General features: G+C 71.5%; 21 protein-coding genes and 1 pseudogene. 9 read left to right on the top strand and 13 right to left on the bottom strand.

Annotated features, from left to right (window positions below):
- The first annotated feature begins 16 nt into the window (after positions 1-16).
- The 4 genes from ACIHFD_RS53980 (at position 17) to ACIHFD_RS53995 (ending at position 2806) form a co-directional block, all read left to right on the top strand.
- On the top strand, positions 17-721 hold the full coding sequence (locus ACIHFD_RS53980) for a GntR family transcriptional regulator (protein WP_350732103.1): 705 nt from the start codon (positions 17-19) through the stop codon (positions 719-721).
- Positions 714-1871 carry an MFS transporter gene (locus tag ACIHFD_RS53985; protein WP_397373544.1) on the top strand — a complete coding sequence of 386 codons (1158 nt, stop codon included), beginning with the start codon at positions 714-716 and terminating at the stop codon, positions 1869-1871. Before ACIHFD_RS53980 ends, ACIHFD_RS53985 begins: the two co-directional genes overlap by 8 nt.
- 12 nt (positions 1872-1883) lie before the next feature.
- Positions 1884-2354: a ribonuclease E activity regulator RraA gene (rraA, locus tag ACIHFD_RS53990; protein ID WP_355202547.1), complete on the top strand. Its 471-nt coding sequence runs from the start codon at positions 1884-1886 to the stop codon at positions 2352-2354.
- Positions 2355-2518: 164 nt separating this feature from the next.
- Positions 2519-2806, top strand: a complete 288-nt coding sequence (locus ACIHFD_RS53995) for a hypothetical protein (RefSeq protein ID WP_397373545.1) — start codon at positions 2519-2521, stop codon at positions 2804-2806.
- Between the two features lie 7 nt (positions 2807-2813).
- Here the strand turns inward: ACIHFD_RS53995 and ACIHFD_RS54000 are convergent, their stop codons facing one another.
- The 3 genes from ACIHFD_RS54000 to ACIHFD_RS54010 form a co-directional block, all read right to left on the bottom strand.
- The gene (locus ACIHFD_RS54000) at positions 2814-3719 is read right to left on the bottom strand and encodes a hypothetical protein (RefSeq protein ID WP_397373546.1); all 906 of its coding nucleotides are present in this window, start codon (positions 3717-3719) and stop codon (positions 2814-2816) included.
- 96 nt (positions 3720-3815) lie between these two features.
- Entirely contained in the window at positions 3816-4367 is a 552-nt protein-coding gene (locus ACIHFD_RS54005; protein ID WP_397373547.1) for a hypothetical protein, read from the bottom strand.
- A 322-nt stretch (positions 4368-4689) separates the two neighbouring features.
- The gene (locus tag ACIHFD_RS54010; RefSeq protein WP_397373548.1) at positions 4690-6711 is read right to left on the bottom strand and encodes a beta-galactosidase; all 2022 of its coding nucleotides are present in this window, start codon (positions 6709-6711) and stop codon (positions 4690-4692) included.
- A 264-nt stretch (positions 6712-6975) separates the two neighbouring features.
- On the opposite strand from ACIHFD_RS54010, the gene ACIHFD_RS54015 reads away from it, so the two are divergent.
- Together ACIHFD_RS54015 and ACIHFD_RS54020 are read left to right on the top strand one after the other, a co-directional pair.
- The gene (locus tag ACIHFD_RS54015) at positions 6976-7986 is read left to right on the top strand and encodes a LacI family DNA-binding transcriptional regulator (protein ID WP_397373549.1); all 1011 of its coding nucleotides are present in this window, start codon (positions 6976-6978) and stop codon (positions 7984-7986) included.
- Positions 7983-8435, top strand: coding sequence for an NUDIX hydrolase (locus tag ACIHFD_RS54020; protein ID WP_397373550.1), 453 nt, complete (start codon positions 7983-7985; stop codon positions 8433-8435). The genes ACIHFD_RS54015 and ACIHFD_RS54020 overlap by 4 nt, the downstream gene beginning before the upstream one ends.
- Here the strand turns inward: ACIHFD_RS54020 and ACIHFD_RS54025 are convergent.
- Positions 8432-8671 (bottom strand): hypothetical protein, encoded by a 240-nt coding sequence (locus ACIHFD_RS54025; protein WP_397373551.1) that lies wholly within the window; start codon positions 8669-8671, stop codon positions 8432-8434. The genes ACIHFD_RS54020 and ACIHFD_RS54025 overlap by 4 nt on opposite strands.
- A 39-nt stretch (positions 8672-8710) precedes the next feature.
- Entirely contained in the window at positions 8711-9658 is a 948-nt protein-coding gene (gene add / locus ACIHFD_RS54030; protein ID WP_397373552.1) for an adenosine deaminase, read from the bottom strand.
- A 65-nt stretch (positions 9659-9723) separates the two neighbouring features.
- Here add and ACIHFD_RS54035 point away from each other — a divergent pair, with 65 nt between their 5' ends.
- Positions 9724-10464 (top strand): alpha/beta fold hydrolase, encoded by a 741-nt coding sequence (locus ACIHFD_RS54035; protein ID WP_397373553.1) that lies wholly within the window; start codon positions 9724-9726, stop codon positions 10462-10464.
- Here ACIHFD_RS54035 and ACIHFD_RS54040 read toward each other — a convergent pair.
- The 5 genes and pseudogenes from ACIHFD_RS54040 to ACIHFD_RS54060 all read right to left on the bottom strand — a co-directional run bounded on the left by ACIHFD_RS54040 (position 10461) and on the right by ACIHFD_RS54060 (position 15368).
- Complete coding sequence (locus ACIHFD_RS54040) at positions 10461-11219, bottom strand: class I SAM-dependent methyltransferase (protein WP_363969511.1); 759 nt, start codon at positions 11217-11219, stop codon at positions 10461-10463. The genes ACIHFD_RS54035 and ACIHFD_RS54040 overlap by 4 nt on opposite strands.
- Before the next feature lie 87 nt (positions 11220-11306).
- A pseudogene (locus tag ACIHFD_RS54045) lies at positions 11307-12287 on the bottom strand (RNA polymerase sigma factor); the annotation flags it as partial.
- A gap of 176 nt (positions 12288-12463) precedes the next feature.
- Entirely contained in the window at positions 12464-12784 is a 321-nt protein-coding gene (locus ACIHFD_RS54050; protein WP_350732081.1) for an MmcQ/YjbR family DNA-binding protein, read from the bottom strand.
- Positions 12785-12849: 65 nt separating this feature from the next.
- The gene (locus ACIHFD_RS54055) at positions 12850-14280 is read right to left on the bottom strand and encodes a wax ester/triacylglycerol synthase family O-acyltransferase (protein ID WP_397373554.1); all 1431 of its coding nucleotides are present in this window, start codon (positions 14278-14280) and stop codon (positions 12850-12852) included.
- Between the two features lie 44 nt (positions 14281-14324).
- On the bottom strand, positions 14325-15368 hold the full coding sequence (locus ACIHFD_RS54060) for a winged helix DNA-binding domain-containing protein (RefSeq protein ID WP_397373555.1): 1044 nt from the start codon (positions 15366-15368) through the stop codon (positions 14325-14327).
- A 9-nt stretch (positions 15369-15377) separates the two neighbouring features.
- On the opposite strand from ACIHFD_RS54060, the gene ACIHFD_RS54065 reads away from it, so the two are divergent.
- Positions 15378-16565 (top strand): cysteine desulfurase-like protein, encoded by a 1188-nt coding sequence (locus ACIHFD_RS54065; RefSeq protein WP_397373556.1) that lies wholly within the window; start codon positions 15378-15380, stop codon positions 16563-16565.
- A gap of 59 nt (positions 16566-16624) precedes the next feature.
- Here the strand turns inward: ACIHFD_RS54065 and ACIHFD_RS54070 are convergent, their stop codons facing one another.
- On the bottom strand, positions 16625-16945 hold the full coding sequence (locus tag ACIHFD_RS54070) for a hypothetical protein (RefSeq protein WP_350732075.1): 321 nt from the start codon (positions 16943-16945) through the stop codon (positions 16625-16627).
- Positions 16946-17034: 89 nt separating this feature from the next.
- The gene (locus ACIHFD_RS54075) at positions 17035-17751 is read right to left on the bottom strand and encodes a BTAD domain-containing putative transcriptional regulator (RefSeq protein WP_397373557.1); all 717 of its coding nucleotides are present in this window, start codon (positions 17749-17751) and stop codon (positions 17035-17037) included.
- 139 nt (positions 17752-17890) lie between these two features.
- On the opposite strand from ACIHFD_RS54075, the gene ACIHFD_RS54080 reads away from it, so the two are divergent.
- Entirely contained in the window at positions 17891-19546 is a 1656-nt protein-coding gene (locus ACIHFD_RS54080; RefSeq protein ID WP_397373558.1) for an acetolactate synthase large subunit, read from the top strand.
- Positions 19547-19602: 56 nt separating this feature from the next.
- Here the strand turns inward: ACIHFD_RS54080 and ACIHFD_RS54085 are convergent, their stop codons facing one another.
- Complete coding sequence (locus ACIHFD_RS54085; RefSeq protein WP_397373559.1) at positions 19603-20160, bottom strand: hypothetical protein; 558 nt, start codon at positions 20158-20160, stop codon at positions 19603-19605.
- Positions 20161-20172: the final 12 nt, after the last annotated feature.

Here is a 20172-nt window from a genome sequence, read left to right on the forward strand (position 1 = left end):
ACGAGACAGGACGGCAATGGGCGAATCAGCGGCCGAGCTCTACACGACGAAGGCGGACTACGCCTACCTGCGGGTCAAGGAGCTGATCCTGTCCGGCCGGCTGGCCCCCGGCTCCGTCATCGCCCAGGCCCAGCTGGCCCGCGACATCGGCATCAGCACCACTCCCCTGCGCGAGGCCCTGCGCCGGCTCAAGAGCGAGGGGCTGGTCGAGCTGGACGCCCACCGCGACGCCCGCGTCGCGCCGCTGGCCGCCGAGGAGGCCCGCGACCTGCTGGAGCTGCGCCGCTCCCTCGACCCCCTCGCGGTCGCGCTGGCCGCCGAACGCCGTACCAAGGCCGACATCGCCGCCATGCGCGCCGCCCACGAGGGCCTCGAACCCCTGCCCGGCAACCCCGCCTACGAGCAGCTCGTCGCGCACCGCAGGTTCCACGCCGCCCTCTACTCCGCCTCCCACAACGACCTGCTCATCCAGACCCTCGACAGCCTGTGGGACAAGGCCGACCGCTACCGCCGCCTCGCTCTGGAGGTCGAACGCGGCCAGGCCGCCCGCGACCGTAAGGCCGCCGAGCACGAGGCCCTGCTGGAGTACGTGATCGCGGGCGACGTGGAGTCGGCCGCCGGTGTGATGCGCGAGCACATCGACACCAGCCTCGGCGCCCAGGCCGCCTGGCGGCTGCGCAAGCACCAGAACCCCGTGGGCCAGGACGAGGTAGATGCCTGACGCCTGGCATCGGCACGCGGTCCTGCTCGCCCACTCCACCGGCACCCAGGTGATCACCTTCGTGCTGCGGCCCACCATGTCGTACCGCGCGATCGAGCTCGACGTGCCCACGGCCTGGCTCGGCCTGCTCGGCGCCAGCTTCGCCATCGCGCCGCTGCTGCTGGCCCTGCCCGCCGGCCACGCCGCCGACCGGTACGGCGAGCGCCGCATGGCCGTGGCGGGCGCGCTCCTGCTCACCGCCGCCGCCGTCGCGTTCACCGCGTTCGGCCACACCGTCCCCGGCCTGGTCGCGGCGGGGGTCCTGCTCGGCACCGGCCACCTGGGCAGCGTCATCGCCCAGCAGGCCCTGGTCGCCAACACCACCGAGCACGGCCGCCACGACACCGCCTTCGGCCACTACACCTTCGCCGCGTCCCTCGGCCAGGCCGCCGGCCCGCTCATGATCAGCCTGCTCGGCGGCGACGGCTCCATCCCCGACACCGGCCGCATCTTCGCCTGGTCCTGCGGCCTCGGCGTGCTCCTCCTCGCGCTCTCCGCGCTGCTCCCGCGGAGCGGCGCGGCCGCCCGGACCCGGGCCGAGAGCGGGGACCTGCGCTCGCTGCTGCGCCTGCCCGGCCTCGCGCACGCCCTGGTGACCAGCTGCGTGGTGCTGTCCGCGGTCGACATCACGCTGGCGTACCTGCCCGCGCTCGGCACCGAGCACGGCCTGACCGCGAGCGCCGTGGGCCTGCTGCTGACCGTACGCGGCGTCGCCTCCATGGCCTCGCGCTTCTTCCTCGGCCACCTCGCCCGCCTGGTCGGCCGGCGCAGGCTGCTGGTCGGCAGCACCCTCGCGGCGGCGGTCGCCATGCTGCTCACGCCCGTGTCCATGCCGCTGTGGGCGCTGGCCGCGTTGCTGCTGGTCGCGGGGTTCGGGCTGGGGGTGGGGCAGCCGCTGACCATGTCGTGGCTGGCCGAGTCCGCCCCCGCCGGGATGCGCGGCCGGGCCATGTCCCTGCGCCTGGTCGGCAACCGTACCGGCCAGCTGATCATCCCCGGCGCGGCCGGGGTCGTGGCCGCCGGGCTCGGGGCCGGCGGCGTGCTCCTCGTCACCGCGCTCAGCCTCGGCTGGGCCGGCGTGGCCGCCCGGCGGCTTCCCGTCGATCCCTAGGAAGGTTCCACCATGACCGTTGTCACCGCAGACCTGTACGACGAGCGCGGCGACCAGCTCGACTCCTGCGACCTGCAGCTGCGCCAGTACGGCGGCCGGCGCGCCTTCAGCGGCCCCGTCGTCACCGTCCGGTGCCACGAGGACAACGTCCTGCTCAAGTCCGTCCTGTCCGAGCCCGGCGAGGGCCGGGTCCTGGTGGTGGACGGCGGGGGCTCCCTGCACACCGCCGTCATGGGCGACGTCATCGCCGGCATGGCGGTCGCCAACGGCTGGGCCGGCGTCGTCATCAACGGCGCGGTACGCGACGTCGCCGCCCTGCGCGAGCTCGACCTGGGTGTCAAGGCCCTCGGCTCCAACCCCCGCAAGAGCGCCAAGGTGGGCGGCGGCGAGCGCGACGTCCCCGTCACCTTCGGCGGCGCCACCTTCCGTCCCGGCGCCGAGCTGTTCAGCGACGACGACGGGATCCTCGTCACGCTCCGCTGATCGATCGGCCGGCGGCCGCCGCGTGAAACGGCGATCGAACGGGCGGAGAGATCTTGCGCCGGCCGGCCGCCATGGCCGAGCCTTTCCCTCATGACCTTGGACGCGGACACGGCGGCCGCCATCGACGAATGCTTCGCCCGCGAGTACCGCCGCAGGAGACGTTCGTGAGCAAGGTGGCCACGCACCGGTGCGTTCCTCCGGGCGTCCACGGTGGGGACGTCCGGCCGTGGCGGTGCTCCGGCTGCGGCCAGCTGTGGGAGCCGCTCCCCCCGCCGCCACGCCCCGAGCGTGACCCTGAGGCCTCGAACCGCAGATCCGGCCTAGCGGCCGGCACCTCGATGGGAGCGCTGTGCCTGGCGGCCATAGCGCTCTCGAAGCTCCTCACCGTCGCGTTGTGCGCGGCCGCCGTACTGGGGCTCTTCTGGTCGTACCGGTGGGAACGCCGCGGGTGAGGCCAGGTCAGGGGCCCTCGACGGGCAGGAGGGGGCCGGTGAGGGGCTCGTCGCGGTCGCAGATCAGCTCGCCGTCGCGCACCCGCAGCCGGGCGGCCTGGACCGACGAGCGGCGGCCACCGCCCGGGTGGGTGAAGTAGAAGATCACGGCCTCCTCCCCCGTCACCACGACGTCCGCGTGGTGGCCGAACCCGTCGTCGTCCGGGCGCGTGCCCGGCTGGTCGAGGATGAGGCCGCGCGGCTCCCAGACGTCGAGGTCGTCCGAGACCAGCACGCGCTGGCCGCGCCACTCGTCGACGATCATCCAGTGGCGGCCCCCGAGCGTGAACACGTTGGCCCCCTCGTGCGCGGAGATCGTCACGGCGGGTCCGCGGACCTGCCAATGGTGCAGGTCGGAGCTGTCGGCGGCCCAGGTGTGCGAGCCGTCGGCCTCGTCCTTGTACCAGAGCCGGTGGCCGCCGCCGGGCAGCGCGGCCACGCAGGCGTCGATCACGTACGGGGAGGACAGGCCGAGGGTGGACCGGAACGTCCACCGTACGAGGTCGGGGCTGGTGTGGTGGCGGATGTGGCGCTCGTGCCCCGGCCACGCCTCGGGGACGCCGCGGATGACGCTGACGTACATGTGGTACGTCTCGCCGTCGTCGACGATCTCCGGCGCCCAGTACGTGTGCCGCCCCCATTCGGTGTCGAGACCCTCGATCGTCCCCCGGTAGAGCCAGGTCGCGCCGCCGTCCGCCGAGGACGCGACGCCGAGGTCGGTGCCGTGCACCCAGCTCACGTCCCCCCGGTCAGGGGCGCTCGCGCGGCGGCTGGTGTAGACGAGCCACCAGGCGTGCTCGGCCCGGTTCCAGATCAGGGTGGGGTCGGTGGCGCCGTCGTGCATGGGGTCGCGGTAAAGCGGCCGGGAGCTCATCTGGTCCCTTCCACGTGCGGTAGATCGTCCGCAAACGATACCGGCACGCGAAAAGGGCACCCCTGGTCAGGGGCGCCCTTTCGGGGGAAAGCTAGCTCAGTTCGCGGGGAGCTTCACCGACACCGGCCGGACGACCGGGGTGGCGTCCTTCTCGGCCCAGGCGCCGGTGGAGTAGGCGACCGGGAAGTTCTTCTTGCCGACGCCGCCGCCCCACTTGGTCACGACGTAGTCGATCTTGATGTGGCCCGCGCCGGCGACGCCGTCCACGGCCAGGGTGTCGGGGTTGAACGTGCCGCCGGTCAGCTCGGCGAACGTCTTGGCGTCGAGGTCGAGCATCACACCGCTGTTCGAGGGGTTGCCGGGACCGCGGTCACCGACGAAGAACGGGAGCTTCTTGCCCTTGTAGACGACGTAGCCCTCGGTCATGAGCGGCCAGCTCGGGCTGGCGGCCAGACCCTTCTGCATGGGCTTGCCGGCGGCAGGCAGACCGGTGTCGCCCGCGCGGCCGGAGGAGTCGTCCCAGAAGTAGGACGCGGTGGTCGAGCCCTGGAGCACGGCCGTCTGGGTGATCGTGCTGCCGGCCTCGGCGTCAGCGTGCGCCGCGGGCGAGCCGACGGCCATGGCGGTCAGCACGGAGGCGGTGAGCATGGCGATAGAGTGCAGGCGAGCAGGCATGGGTAGGCGCAGTCCTTTGTGAGGCGACAGGGCAGTACGCTCTTCACTCACGTAGCCGGGCATGACGCCGTAAGAGCGGCACGTGGAGCGTGAATCCAACCAGAGGGAGTCCGGTCGAGTGGTGCCTTCCACGTTGGTAAGGCCCAGGTCACTCGCCGGTAACGACTACCAAGCTACCCCTCGAAACGGACAAAGGCAAACATAACCCCATGAAACGGATATAGATCTACGTTCGGGGTAAAGGCTAAAGTCAAAAGCCCCGGCGGGCAGGGGACCGCCGGGGCGTACGTCGGGATTACGAGCGGGCGCGCCGGATCACCGCCGCCCCCAGCGGGGCCAGCTCGACCGGACCCGACACCGCCTGCCCGGTGAGCAGGTCGGTCCCCTCCCCCTCGAACGGGACGGACGCGCTCAGCTCGCCGCTGTGGTTGAGCAGGAACACGTACTCGTGCTCCTCGTCCCCCCGCACGGCGCACTCCACGTGGGCGGGCGCCTGCGGAAACGGCGACCGGACACCCGCCGCCGCCACGGCCGCGAGGAGTTCGGCGTCGAAGGCGGCCTGCTCCAGGAGGGTCGCGAAGTACACCACGCGCCCCGCGCCGAAGCGGTTCTCCACCACGGCGGCCCGGCCGGCCAGCAGGCCGTCACCGTAGGTGGCCAGGGCCGTGCCGGTCTCCAGGTGCAGGTCGTCGCGCCACCACGTCGAGGTCGCCCGCCGCCCGTCGGCGAACTCCACGGAGAAGACCTCGTGCGGCCGCGCCGGCCAGTACTCGTCCACCTTGGCCCCGATGAGCCGCCGGAACGCGCCGGGGTAGCCGTCGGGCCGCACCCGGTTGCACTCGTCGACCACGCCGGAGAAGAACGACATGACGACCGTCCCGCCGTTCTCGGCGAACTCGGTGATCCGCCGCACGCCCTCGTCGCCGATCAGGTACGCGTTCGGCACCACCAGCACCTTGTACCCGTCCAGCGACGACGACGCGGACACGACGTCCACCGGGTGGTTGTTCGACCACAGCGGCGTGTAGTGCCGCATGACCGTGTCCGGGTAGCTGAGGTCCTGGCGCGGCAGCCCCGCGGTCTCCTCCAGCCCCCACCAGCCGTCCCAGTCGAACAGGATCGCGATCTCGGCCCGCGAGGTCGTCCCCGCCACGGGAGCGAGCAGCTTCATCTCCCGTCCCAGGTCCACGATCTCCCTGAACGTGCGCGAGTCCGGCCCGGAGTGCGGCAGCATCGCCGAGTGGAAGCGCTCCTGCCCGCCTCGACCGGCCCGCCACTGGAAGAACATCACCGAGTCCGCCGCCCGCGACACCGCCTGCAGCGAGCCGAGCCGCATCCGGCCGGGCTCCTTGACGATGTTGAGCTGCCACTGGCTGACCGCGCTGGCCGCCTGCTCCATGAGCAGCCACGGCTGACCGCCCTTGAGCGAGCGGAACAGGTCGTACTGGAAGGCCGCCGACACGTGCGAGTCGGCGTCGGCGGGGTTGGGATAGATGTCGAGCGCGACCGCGTCCTCCTCGGGCGCCCACTTCCAGTAGTCGGCGTGCTTGAAGAAGCGCATGAAGTTCGTCAGGACCGGGATGTCGTCGCGGAAGGAGCGGACGATGTCCCGTTCGGCGATGTAGCACTCGAGGAGGGCGTCGGAGGTGAAGCGCTTGAAGTCGATCCGGCGGGCGGGGTTCATCCAGGTGCGCGGGATGTGCGGCACCTCGACCTGGTCCCAGTCGGTGTAGTGCTGGCTCCAGAAGCGGGTGTACCACGCCTCGTTCAGGGTCTCCAGGTCGCCGTAGCGGCGCTGCAGCCAGCGGCGGAAGTTGACCGAGGCGGCCTCGTTGTACGCCGTGGGCCCGTACTCGTTGGAGATGTGCCACATCGCCAGCGCCGGGTGGAAGGAGTAGCGCTCGGCGAGCTTGGTGGTGATGTTCGCCGCGTACTCACGGTAGATGGGTGACGACGGGTCGTAGTGCAGGCGGTTGCCGAACCCGAACCGCTCGCCGTCGGCCATCACCGGGAACACCTCGGGGTGCAGGTGGGTGAGCCAGACGGGCGGGGCCGCCGTCGGGGTGGCCAGGTTGACGCTGATGCCGTTCTCGTGGAGGAGGTCCATGATCTCGTCCAGCCAGCCGAACTCGTACTTGCCCGGCTCCGGCTCCAGGGACGCCCACGCGAAGACGCCGAGGGAGACGATGTTGACGCCGGCCTCACGCATGAGCCGGACGTCCTCCCGCCACACGGCTGGGTCCCATTGCTCCGGGTTGTAGTCGCCGCCGTAGGCGAAGCCCCCGATGCGGTTCCTGAAAGCATCCAAGCGAGACATTTCACTGCTCCTGTAGGGATGGGAGGATCCTCGACGCGATCCCGGCGGCCGCGCGCCCGCGCTCGACGACCCGGTTCATACGCCCCTCGCCATCGGAAAGTTTCTGGCACACTTTCCGAAAGATTACCGTGACATTGCCGAAGGGTTACGGTAGGCTCGGGCCCGCAGCGATGTCAACAGCGCCGATCGGGTAGCAGTCTGATCCAGGTCAGCGGGCAACCTGTGGGTTTGAGGTTTTTCCGAAAGTTGCAACTCGGAGGTCCTGTGGCTCGAGCAACGCTGGCGGACGTCGCCGCCGCTGCCGGAGTGTCCGTGCCGACGGTCTCCAAGGTCCTGAGCGGGAAGAAGCACGTCTCCACCGCCACCAGGGACAAGGTGCTCGAAGCGGTCAGGGCCTTCGGATACGAGGCCCCGCGCCCGCCGAGCACTCCCCGGGCCGGTCTCGTCGACCTGCTCATAGACGGGCTCGGCTCCCCGTGGGCCCAGGTGCTCATCAGGGGCGCGGAGCAGGCGGCCGCGCGGTGGGGGTTCTCGCTCGTGGTGACCTCGTCCGCGCGGGCCGACTTCGACCTGCGGCGCTGGATCGGGATCGTGCGCAAGCGCAGCACCGACGGCATCGTGCTGGTGCTGTCGCGGGCCAACCAGGAGGAGATCTCGGCCATCGAGGAGCTCCTGCACGTGCCCCTGGTGCTGCTCGACCCGGTGGGCAAGCGCGATCCGCGCATGTCCACCGTCGGCGCCACCAACTGGTCGGGCGGCGTCATGGCCACGACCCACCTGCTGGAGCTGGGGCACACCAGGATCGGCTTCATCGGCGGGCCGCTCGACACGCAGTGCACGCTCGACCGGTACGAGGGTTACCTGGCGGCGCACCGTACGTTCGGGATCGACCCCGACCCCGGGCTGACCCGTTACGGCGACTTCCTGATCTCCGGCGGCAGGGAGTTCGGGGCCGAGCTCCTCGACCGCCCCGACCGGCCCACCGCCATCTTCGCCGGCTCCGACCTGCAGGCGGCCGGCGTCTACCAGGCGGCCACCGAGCGCGGGATCCGGGTGCCGGGCCAGCTGTCCGTGGTCGGCTTCGACGACTCCACGTGGTGCGAGATGATGTCGCCGCCGCTCACCACGGTCCGCCAGCCGCTCGACGACATGGCCAACGAGGCGGTCCGCCTCATCTCGGAGGAGCTGACTCATCCGAGGGGGCCGGTCGGGACGCGCATAGAGCTCGCCACCAGCCTCGTCGTCCGCAGCAGCACCTCCGCTCCCGCCTCGTGATCATCACCAGGGAGCTGCGCGTGGCCGCGTACGCGATCTGCGTCGACGACGGCCGGATCCTCCTCGCGCGCTGGGTCGGCCCCTCCGGCGAGCGGCACTGGACGCTCCCCGGCGGCGGCATCGAGCACGCCGAGGACCCGGTGGACGCCGCGATCCGCGAGGTGGAGGAGGAGACCGGCTACATGGTGGCGATCGAGACCCTGCTGGGCATGAGCACCCTGCACTGCCGCTACCCCCGGGGCGAGGGCCGCGAGGCGGACTTCCACGGCCTGCGCATCGTCTACGAGGGCCGCATCACCGGCGGCACCCTGCGCCACGAGGTCGGCGGCAGCACCGACCGGGCCGCGTGGGTGCCTCTCGACGAGGTGGCCGGCCTCGAACGGGCCGAGGTGGTGGACATCGGCCTGGAGCTCCACCGTGTACGGCCCGGCAACGGCCGGGTGGACTAACCGGCGAAGGCGAGGGCGCCGCAGAACAAGAGGAACAGCGCCACGCCCAGGCCGCGCTGCTGCCAGGAGGCGCCCGGCGCGGTCACCAGGGCGGCGAACGGGTCCGCCAGCACGGCACCGAGCAGCGCCCATCCGAAATGGAGGAACGGCAGGATCGCGCCGACCACCCCGGCGAAGACCACCCGCTCGGGCAGCCGGTGAGCCACGGACGGCATGCCCGGCTTCGATAAGTCCATGCCGACAGCCTCTCATGCGACCGTACGGACGCCCGTGCGTCACTCAGCGGCGAGCCAGGCCTCCACCTCCGCCCGCAGCCGCGCCTTGACGGGCTCCGGCGCGAACGACGCGTCGATCGAGGCCCGGGCCAGGTCCGCCAGGTCCGCGTCGCCGTAGCCGAACACGTCCCGCAGCCGGGCGTACTCGTCGGCCAGGGCCGTCTCCCCGTCGGTGTTGATCGTGACCGCCAGCCCGGCCTCCCTCAGCCGGGGAAGCGGGTGCTCGGGCAGGGAGGGGACGAACCCGAGCAGGACGTTGGAGGTGGGGCAGACCTCCAGCGGGATCCCGCGCTCGCGCACCTCGGCCACCAGCTCGGCGTCGTCCAGCACCCGGATGCCGTGCCCGAGGCGCTCGGCGTGCCCCAGGGAGAGCGCCTCGCGGATGCTGGCGGCCCCGGCGGCCTCGCCCGCGTGGTGCACCAGGCGCAGCCCCGCGTCCCTGGCCGCGTCGAGCACCTCCGCGAACGGCGCCAGCGGGTAGCTCTCGTCGCCGGCCAGCCCCATGCCGATCACCCGGTCGTGCCGGCCGGCCAGCTTGAACGTGCGCCACAGCCGCTCCACCGGCCGCCGCCTGGAGTGGTCGAGCAGCACGTTGTACGCGATCCCGTAGCGGGAGGAGCCCTCCTCCAGCCCTTCGAGCACCGCCTCCAGCGGCATCTCAGGGTCCCCCACCCGCTCCCCGTGGGAGGCGGCGGTGAAGGTCACCTCGACGTAGCGGGTGCCCTGGGCGGCCTCGTCCTCGCAGAACTCCACCGCGATCCGCCGGAAATGCTCGGGGGTGCGCAGCAGGTCGCGCACCCGCGCCCGCTCGTCGCCGAACTCCCTGAAGCTCGCGAACAGCTCGCTGCGCTCGGGCGTCCCGCCCAGGTCGCGCACGGTAGCGGGCCGGACGGTGCTCTCCAGGTGAACATGCAGGTGGGCCTTGGGCAACGCACGTACGTCTCTCACTCCCCTCACCCTAAAGGAGGGCTCAGAACGTATGCAGCCGGATATTCGCGGCGTACGTTCGGGGAATGACCCTTGTGCTGGTTCACGGCGTCCCTGAGACCGCCGCCGTCTGGGACCCCCTCCGCGCGGCCCTGAGCCGCCAGGACGTGCGGGCGCTCCGGATGCCCGGCTTCGGCTGCCCCCGGCCGGACGGGTTCTCCGCCACGAAGGAGGAGTACGTGGCGTGGCTGGCCGGCGAGCTGGAGGCGATGGCGGGCGACGGGATCGACCTGGTCGGCCACGACTGGGGCGGCGGCCTGGTGGTGCGCCTGGTCAGCACCCGCCCCGACCTCGTCCGCACGTGGGCCACGGACGCCGCCGGGCTCGGCCACCCCGCCTTCGAGTGGCACGACCTGGCCAGGCTCTGGCAGACGCCCGGGGCCGGCGAGGAGTTCTTCGAGCAGCTGCTGGCCACGCCCCTGGAGGAGCGGGCCAAGGGGTTCGAGGGCTTCGGCGTGCCGTTCGAGCACGCCCTGGAGATCGCGGCCGGCGTCGACCAGGTCATGGCCGGCAGCATCCTGGCCCTCTACCGGTCGGCCGTGCGGGTGGGTGAGGAGTGGTCGCCCGCGTTCGCGGACATCCCCGCGCCCGGGCTGGTGATCGTTCCCGAGGGCGACGCGTTCCTGGCGCGGAGCGTGGCGGAGGAGAGCGCGGCGCGGGCGGGCGCCACCGTGGCCGAGCTGCCGGGGCTCGGCCACTGGTGGCTGCTCCAGGATCCGGCGACCGGCGCGGCCAGGCTGGAGGAGTTCTGGGGGTCGGCCCGCTAACCCTTGGTGATGCGGATCTTCGACTGCTTGTGCGGGCCGCGCTCCCAGTCGTCCATGAACGTGGCCCGCAGCCCGTACTCGGCAGCCAGCGCCACCAGCGTCTCGGTGCGGTAGTAGAAGTCCTCCCGCAGCACCTGGTGCTCCTTGCCCTCGGTGCGGTCGAAGGTGAAGTCGAACCAGGCGGCCGGCTTCATCACCCGCCCCACGTGGGCGAAGCACTCCTCGATGACGTGCAGCGGCGAGTGCGAGAACACGCTGTGCGCGTGGACGACGTCGAAGTGCTCGCCGGGCAGGAAGGCGAAGCGCAGGTCGCGGACGGGCGTGAGGTAGGGCAGCTTGTGGTTGAGCCCGTGCCCGACGATCGTGTGCTGGGCCGCCATGAGGATGTCGGGCGAGATGTCGATGCCGTAGTAGTTTCCGGCGTGCAGGTAGTCGATGAACAGCCGTCCGGCGCGCAGGTTGCCGCACCCGATCTCCAGCATCCGGTAGTCCGGCTTGAGCCCGTGCTCCACCAGGTAGTCGAACTGCATGCGCCCCAGCGCCAGCCACCGTCTGTGCGTGTGCGAGCCGACCGCGCCCTCGGGGTCCCGCGCGGTGTCGGACTTCATGACGGCCCGGTAGTAGGCGACGTGATCACGTGTGCGCAGCCGGAACCAGGTGTCGCGGGCCAGCCGCCGCAGGTGGGGGGCGATCCGGTCCGGGTTCTTGACGGCGTAGGCGAGTTGGTGGACGAGGCTCGATCGGGCGCGTTTCACGCCTGGGAATCTAGGACAGCCCGCCTGCCTCCACAGGTCCGTGGCGACAGTCTTGGGTCTTCGTTTGCGCAGCCTTTCAGTCGCGGGTCAGCTCAGATAGTCGCGCAGCGCCAGGGATCGGGAGGGGTGACGGAGCTTGGACATCGTCTTGGCCTCGATCTGCCGGATGCGCTCGCGGGTGACGCCGTAGATGCGGCCGATCTCGTCGAGGGTCATCGGCTTGCCGTCGTTGAGGCCGTAGCGCATGCTGATCACGCCCGCCTCGCGCTCGGAGAGCTGGTCGAGCAGGGCGTGCAGCTGCTGCTGGAGCAGCGTGAACGAGACCGCGTCGGCCGGGGAGACCGCCTCGGTGTCCTCGATGAGGTCGCCGAACTCGCTGTCGCCCTCCTCGCCCAGCGGCGTGCTCAGGGAGATCGGCTCGCGGCCGTATCCCTGGACCTCGATGACGCGATCGACCTCGAGCTCGCACTCCTTGGCCAGCTCCTCGGGCGTGGGCTCGCGACCGAGGTCGGTCTGCAGGCGGCGCTCCGTCCGCGCGACCTTGTTGATCAGCTCGACCATGTGCACGGGGATGCGGATCGTCCGGGCCTGGTCGGCCATGGCCCGGGTGATGGCCTGCTTGATCCACCACGTCGCGTACGTGGAGAACTTGTAGCCCAGCCGGTAGTCGAACTTCTCGATCGTCCGGATCAGGCCCAGGTTGCCCTCCTGGATCAGGTCGAGGAAGAGCATGCCGCGGCCGGTGTAGCGCTTGGCGATGGAGACGACCAGCCGCAGGTTGGCCTCCAGCATGCGGCGCCTGGCGATCTCGCCGTCCCGGGCGATCCACTCCAGATCGGCGCGCAGATCGGCGGGCATGCACGGCTCGGTCTCGAGCCGCTCCTGCGCGAACAGCCCGGCCTCGATGCGCTTGGCCAGGTCGATCTCCTGCTCGGCGGTGAGCAGCGGCACGCGGCCGATCTCCTTCAGATAAGCCTTGACCGAGTCGGCGCCGACGGCCGCGCCACCGTCGGCGACGTTGTCGTCGAGTTCGAGAACCTCTGCTGCTTCGGACAAAACACACTCCTCGCTCGCTTTGGACGCACGACGCTGAAACGTGGTGACCTATGACGTAGGGGCTGAAACCATCGGCACCTCGGGGTCTGAGGGAACGGCGAAGTCGGGAGACCTGGCAGGCCGCCTCCTTCCAAGCTACCCAACTGTGCCCGCGAGTGGCCCCAGCCGGCCGCCGTCCGGCGGGCGTGTCAGCGCGTCAGGGACTCGACGTACGTGGCGGCCTCCGTCAGCAGGCCGCGCCAGACCTCCTCGTCCGGCGTGCGCAGGGACACCCACTCCCGCATCCGCCGGGCCGCCATGATCATCTCGTCGGCCGCGCCCTCGTCCACCAGCTCGGCCGCCCGCGCGGCGGGGAGCTTGAGCACGACCCGCTGCTCCTTGGAGAAGAACGCGAACACCTTTCCGTTGACCTTGAGGCCCTCGGAGTGGAACATGCGCCCCAGGCTCACCTCTGGACGGACGAGCTGCTCGGTGACCAGGTCGTCGTAGAGCTCCCGGGCGGTTGACATGCGATGCTCCCTTCCTCGGCGTTCCCAAGGTGCCACACGCCACCGACAGTTCCGCCGGCACTTGGCTAGTGCGGCAGGGTCGCTTCCGCGTGGAGCAGCTCGTCGAGGGCCGCACGCAGGTCGGCGGCCAGTTCCCAGGCGTCCGGCACCATCTCTCTGTCGGTGACGATCCCGATGTCGAGGGAGCCGTCGTAGGAGAAGGCGGTGATGTTCACGCCGCCGCTCACGTCCGTGATCACCGACACCGGGTAGTGGGTCAGCAGCCGGGCCCCGCACACGTACAGGGGGAACTGGGGTCCGGGCACGTTCGAGACGCCCACGTTGATCGGCGGCGCGGTCTGCCCGACGAGCGAGAAGGCCGAGCGGGCGGCCAGCCCCATGAGCGCGGCCGGCATCGACTCGCTGAACTCGCGCAGCCAGCGCGCGGGCGCCAGCGAGAAGCGGTCCTTGATCCGCTGCATGGCGTGCCGCACGTGGTGCAGCCGGGCGACGGGGTCCTCGACGTGCACGGCCAGCGGCGCCGTCATGATCGCCACCTGGTTGCCGGGGCCCTCCACCCCGGCCGCGCGCAGCGAGAACGGCACCCCCGCCACCAGCGGCTGGTGCGGGACGCCGCCGTGCGCGGCCAGCCACGTGCGCAGCGCGCCCGCGCACACGGCCATGACCACGTCGTTGACGGTGACCCCGAACGCCTTGCGCACCCGCTTGATCTCCTCCAGCGGCAGCGACACGAACGCGAAGCGCCGGTGCCCCGACACGGGGCCGCTGAACGGCGTCCTCGGCGCGGGCAGCGCCGGCAGCTCGGGCGCCTGCCCGGCCCCGGCCAGCCGCCGGGCGAGCGAGGAGACGACCTGGCTGCCCGGGATCCAGGACACGACGGGGATCTCGTCCAGGTGCGGCATGGCCCTGGCGGCGAAACGCAGGGCGTGCGCCGGGTTGCCGGCCAGCCTCGCCAGCCCGCGCGCCACCATCTCCGCGGCCCCGGGAGGCGGGGCGTCCCGTGAGGGCTCCTCGGCGGGCGGCGGCGCGGGCGTCGGGCTGATGTCCAGGAGAGCGGCCAGGACGTCGGCGCCGCCGATCCCGTCCACGGCCGCGTGATGGATCTTGGTGTAGAGGCCCATCCGCCCGCCGTACAGCCCGTGGATCAGGTAGATCTCCCACAGCGGCCGGCCGCGGTCCAGCCGCCGGGCGTGCAGCCGCGAGACCTGGTCGGCGAGCTGCCGGTCGTCGCCCGGCGGCGGCAGGCCGATCTCGCGCACGTGGTAGTCGAGGTCGAGATCGTCCTCCTGCATCCAGTACGGGTGGTCCAGCCCGAACGGCACGGGGGCCAGCTTGCGCCGCAGCGCGGGCACGTACGGCAGCCGCCGCTCGAGCAGGGCCTGGAGGTCGGCGCGGTTGAGGTCGCCGTCGAGGATGGCCAGGCCGGCGATGTTGGCGATGTTCGTCGCGGTCTCGAAATGGAGGAACTGCGCGTCCAGGGCGGTCAGCTGGGCCATAGGTGACACCTCCGCCCTGAACCAATCAGACTCCGCCGGTCACTTCAAGAGTCGGCCACTTCAAGGGACGGGACCGCGTCGGGCTCGGCGAATGCCAGCAGCCGCAGCCCCTCCTCCTCCAGCACGTCGAGAGAGGTCGAGGTGAACGGGCTGATGAGCAGCGTGGCCTTCTTCGCGGTGCGCTTGATCTGCCACGTCCCGGCCGCGAAGCCGTCCACCAGGTAGACCGCCTTCACCCGGAGGTTCTTGGTGGCGACCCGGCCCTTGAACTCGTCGGCCAGCACCCGGGTGCGGTCCGCGTGGCCCAGGACCAGCGTGTCGAAGTCGGGCAGGAACCGTACGGGGGCGGGCACGTCGCCGCCGGGCCGCGGCGCGCCGGGCAGGTCGTACAGCTCCCTTCCCGTGAAGTCCGTGAGCCTTTCCAGCTCCATGCCGGACATGACGCGCTTGAGGCCGCCCAGCCCGGACCAGGTCTGCACGTCGGCGGGGGTCGCCGGGCCGAACGCGGCCAGGTAGCGCTCGATCAGCGCCTCAACGCCGGCGGGCTCCAGGGCGATGCCGGGCAGCGCGAACGCGGACTCGCGCGGGAAGCTCCACCGGTCCTCCGTCGGCACCATGATCAACGGGGTGAGCATGCGCACGGCGTATCCGAGCGCCCGGTCGTACCCGCCGGGGAACTCCTCCTGCAGCCTGGGCCGCAGCTCGTTGAAGGTCATCGGCCCCGCGGCCAGCAGCCGGTCGGCGGCGGCCACGACCGCGTCGAAGTCGACGTCGTCGAAGCGGCGCGCGGCGGCGGCCAGCACGGGCCGCACCACCGGACGGAACGCGGCGAAGTCCGCCGCGGTCACCAGGTGCAGCGTGGCCCGCCACATGGTGGCCCGCACGAGCGTGCGGGCGTGCAGCGCCGCGTGCAGGTCGTCCCGCGCGAACCCCGCCAGCCGGGACCACACCCCCAGGTACGGCGGCCGCGGCTCCTGCGCCTGCAGGCCGACCAGCCGGTGCACGACGTCGGCCACGTCACCCTCGTGCCGGTCGAGAAGGTGCTGGCGGGCCAAAGTGGCCCGGTTGAGGTCTCTGAGGGTGAGCATCTACCTATCATGCTCGATCCGACATTCCCCATCGAATCGGTACGCTCCTCCTACCCTGCGCTGGCCGACGGCTTCGCCTACCTCGACGGCGCGGCCGGCACCCAGACCCCGCGGCCGGTGATAGACGCCATCTCCGCCGCCTACCGGGCCGGGATCGGCAACGTCGGCGGCGCCTTCCCCGCCAGCGACCGCTCCGGCGCCATCGTGGCGGCCTGCCGGGCCGCCGTGGCCGACCTGGTCGGCGGCCATCCGGACGGCGTGGTGCTCGGCCCGAACATGACCACGCTGACCTACCGCCTGGCCAGGGCCATCGCGGGGCCGGGCGACGAGGTCGTGCTCTCCAGGCTCGACCATGACGCGAACGTCCGGCCCTGGACCCAGATCGGCGCCACCGTACGCTGGGCCGAGGTGGATCCGGTCACCGGGGAACTGCCGGTGGAGCAGTACGCGGACCTGATCGGCGAACGCACCCGGCTGGTCGCGGTGACGGCGGCCAGCAACATCCTCGGCACCCGTCCCGACGTGGCCGCCATCGCCGAGCTGGCGCACCGGGCGGGCGCGCTCATGTACGTGGACGGCGTGCACGCCACCCCGCACGGCCCCGTGGACATGCGCGCCCTGGGCGCCGACTTCTACGCCACGAGCGCGTACAAGTGGTCGGGCCCGCACATCGGCGCGGTCGTGGCCGACCCGGCGCTGCTGGAGACGCTGCGGCCGGACAAGCTGGCCTCCTCCTCCGACACGGTGCCGGAGCGGTTCGAGACGGGGACGGCGGCCTTCGCCGACCTGGCCGGCGTGACGGCGGCCGTGAACCACCTGGCCGCCATGGTGCCGGGCACGGGCACCCGCCGCGAGCGCCTGCTGGCCTCGATGAGCGCGGCGGAGGAGCACGAGCTGGCGCTGTTCGCGGTGCTGATCGAGGGGCTGGAGACGATGGCGCACGTCACGGTGTACGGCAAACCCGCCAGGCGCACCGCCACCGCCTACTTCAACGTGGCCGGGCACACCCCGCGCCAGGTGGCCGAACACCTGGCCGGGCTCGGCGTGAACGTCTGGAACGGCCACAACTACGCCTGGGAGCTGACCGGCGCGCTCGGCATCCGCGACTCGGGCGGGGCCGTGCGGGCGGGCCTGGTCCACTACAACGACCGTTCCGACGTGGACCGCCTGCTCGACGGGGTGGCGCGCCTGGGCTGAAAAAGGGGTGGACCCCACCCCGCGGGCGCGGGTGGGGTCCAGCTCAGTGGCTGAGATCGCTAGCAGCTGTGGTAGCCCGAGTTGTAGCCGTCGGCGAAGCCCCTCTGGTAGGCGCCGCCACCGGAGTACTTCAGGCTGTAGGGCTCCTTCTTCATGCAGGCGCTGCGGCCGTCGGTGTAACCGGCCGAGCGGCCCATGTTGTACTGCTGCTTCTTGGCCTTCCTCTTCTCGGGTGGCTTGCTCGCGACGTGGGTGCTCGTCTGCGCGCTCGTCGCGGAGGTCTGCGCGAGGGCCTGGGCCGACGGGGTCGTGAGGGGTCCGAGTGTGACAGCGGTGAGAAGCGCTGGACCAGCCAGAATCAGGCTTTTCTTGATGCGCATTCCGGTCTCCCTTCTGTCACCACCCAGCGTGGAGGGGGTCGTGTCACCGCGCCGTGATGTCGGCGTGACCGGAGCGTGACCAGGATCGCTCAGCGGCCGCGCAAGCTGGCGACCAGCTCCCGCAATCTGGCGGTCGGCTCGATGCCGAGCTCGTCCCGCAGGCCCTCCGCGTAGAGCCGGAAATGGCGGATCGCCTCGGCCTGGTTGCCCTCCGCGAGATGGGCCTCGATGAGCGCGGCGCACGCGCTCTCCCGCAGCGGGTCCGCATGCGCGGCCACGCTCGCGGCCGTCACGGCCTCGGCGAACCGCCGCTGCCTGACGAAGATCGCCGACAGGGCCTCCAGGGCGTGCAGCCGCAGCTGGTGCCATTCGTCCGCGGCGGCCAGCACCCATTCCTCGTACCAGCCGGGCAGCAGGCCGTTGGCCAGCGCATCGACGGCCCCCGCGCAGACGGTGGCCTCCTCGGCCTGGACGGTGGGGTCGATGAGGCGCTGCGCCAGCGCCCGGGCGTCGTCGAAGTCCACGCCGGTGTCCGGGGCCAGCCCGATCTCGGTCGTCCCGACGTGCAGCAGCGCCCGCCCGACCTCGTCGAGGCGTTTCAGCGCGGAGCGCAGGTTGGCGTGCGCGCGCCGCTCCGGCGCGTCGGGCCAGAGGGTGGTCGCCATCACGTTCCTGTGCACCGTCCTGCGGCTGATGGCGATGTACGCGAGCAGCCGCTCGGAGCCGTTGGAGACGGCGAGCTGCTCGTCGCCGGCCAGCAGCCGGAAGCCGCCCAGAAGCGCGAGACGGATAGGTCGCTCCACCATGCCCCCGGTCCTCTCCTGGTGCGAGATCAGTCCGGGGAGCCGCTGCTTAGATACCCGCTGGCGGGGCCGGGACACCGGAATGAACGGCGGCCTTCGTGCGCTTTCACGGACGCAGTCGTTCAGAAAGAAGGCTTGTCCCATGACCACGCAGGCCGTCGCGGCCCGGCTCATCGTGCAGGCGCTGGAGGCGGAAGGCGTCGAGTACGTCTTCGGCATCCCCGGCGAGGAGAACATCCACTTCGTCGACGCGCTCCAGGACTCCTCCATCCGCTACGTCCTCGTACGGCACGAGCAGGGCGCGGCGTTCATGGCCGAGATCTACGGCAGGCTGACCGGCAGGGCGGGGGTGGCCTCGGCCACGCTCGGCCCCGGCGCGATCAACCTGCAGCTCGGCGTGGCCGACGCCACCACCAACAGCACCCCGGTGGTGGCGATCAGCGCCCAGGTCGGGCTCGACCGCATCTACAAGGAGTCGCATCAGGTGGTGGACCTGGTGTCGCTGTTCAGGCCGATCACCAAGTGGTCGGAGCTCGCGCCGTCGCCGCAGGCGCTGCCCGAGATGATCCGCAAGGCGTTCAAGACCGCCCAGACCGAGCGTCCCGGCGCCGTCTACCTCGCCATCCCCGAGGACGTCGAGTCGGCACCGGTGCCCGACGACCTGCGCCCGCTCCCCGTCAACGTGGTACGCACCCAGGACCCCTCCCCCGCGCAGATCGCCCGCGCGGCCGACGTGCTGGCCACCGCGCGCCGGCCGATCGTGCTGGCCGGGCACGGGGCCACGCGCGCCAGGGCCTCCCAGGCGCTGATCCGCTTCTCGGAGCGGCTCGGGCTGCCGGTGGCGACCACGTTCAACGGCAAGGGCGTCTTCCCCGACGACCACCGGCACGCGCTGGGGGCGGTGGGGTTCATGCGGCACGACTACGTGAACTTCGGCTTCGACGAGGCGGACGTGCTGATCAGCGTGGGGTACGAGCTGCAGGAGTTCGACCCCGTCAAGATCAACCCGCATCGCGACAAGAAGATCATCCACATTCACCAGTTCCCCGCCGAGGTGGACGACCACTATCCGGTGGCGGTCGGCGTCCAGGGAGACATCTCGCGGTCGCTCCACGCTCTCGCGGACGCCGTGCACCGGCGTTTCGAGATCAACGGCACCGGCGAGAGGATCCGCCGCATGGTGCGGGAGGAGCTGGAGCAGGGGCGTTCGGAGGACGGGTTCCCGCTGTCTCCGCGCCGGATCGTGGCCGACGTCCGCGCGGCGATGGGACGCGAGGACATCGTGCTGGCGGACACGGGGGCGGTGAAGATGTGGATGGCCCGCATGTATCCGACGTACGAGCCGAACACGATGCTGGTCTCCAACGGGCTGTCGTCCATGGGCTTCTCGGTGCCGGGAGCGCTGGCGGCCAAGCTGGCCTTCCCCCGCCGCCGGGTGCTCGCGGCGACGGGTGACGGGGCGTTCCTGATGAACTCGCAGGAGCTGGAGACCGCCGTGCGGGAGCGGATCCCGTTCGTGGTGCTGGTGTGGGAGGACGGCGCGTACGGGCTGATCGAGTGGAAGATGGACTTGGAGCTGGGGCGCGACTCCAACGTCACGTTCGGCAACCCCGATTTCGTCAAGTACGCGGAGAGCTTCGGGGCGCGCGGCTACCGGATCACCCACGCGGACGAACTGCTGCCGACGCTGCGCAAGGCGCTGGCGGACGACGTGGTGTCGGTGATCGCGGTACCGGTCGACTACTCGGCGAACCTGGAGCTGACCGACAAGCTCGGCGAGCTCACCGGTCCCTTCTGAGCGGGCTTCACCCGCCCCTTCTGAGCGGGCTTCACCGGCTCGGCACGACAGCGGCCTCACAGGCTCAGCACGACGATGCCCACGCCGAGCAGGAGGTCGAGGACCATGCAGAACTCCGCCATCGACCGCGCCACGACCTGCTTGGCCCGCCACACGAGCAGGTCCTGCACACCGTGGGCGATCAGCGCCCCCGCGACCAGGAAACCGCCGGCCTGGGGCGACAGCGTCAGCGCCAGCAGTGCCGCCCCGCCGCAGACCAGCATGGCCGGGACCTGCGCGGCCGTCAGCAACGGCTGGCGCAACAGCCCGCCCACCAGGCCGAGGACGATGAGGGAGACCGCGCCGCCGATCAGGGCGGGCCAGCCGTCGATCCCGAGCTGGTCCAGCGCCACCCACGCCACGGTGCTGATGACGAACAGGGCCCAGACGGTGCCGGGCTTGCCGAGGACCGCCGTACCTAGGTAGATGAGGGCTGCCAGGAAGACGACGAACCCCAGGCTGCGGCCGTCCTCGAAGTCCAGGAGGGTGAGGACGGCGAAGCCCAGCCCGAGCAGGGTGGGCCAGCGGTGCGCGACGGCCGGGAGCGCGCGGGGAGGTTCGGAGGTCCGTGTCATGAGCCGAGTGTC

It is taken from the genome of Nonomuraea sp. NPDC051941 (assembly GCF_044593615.1).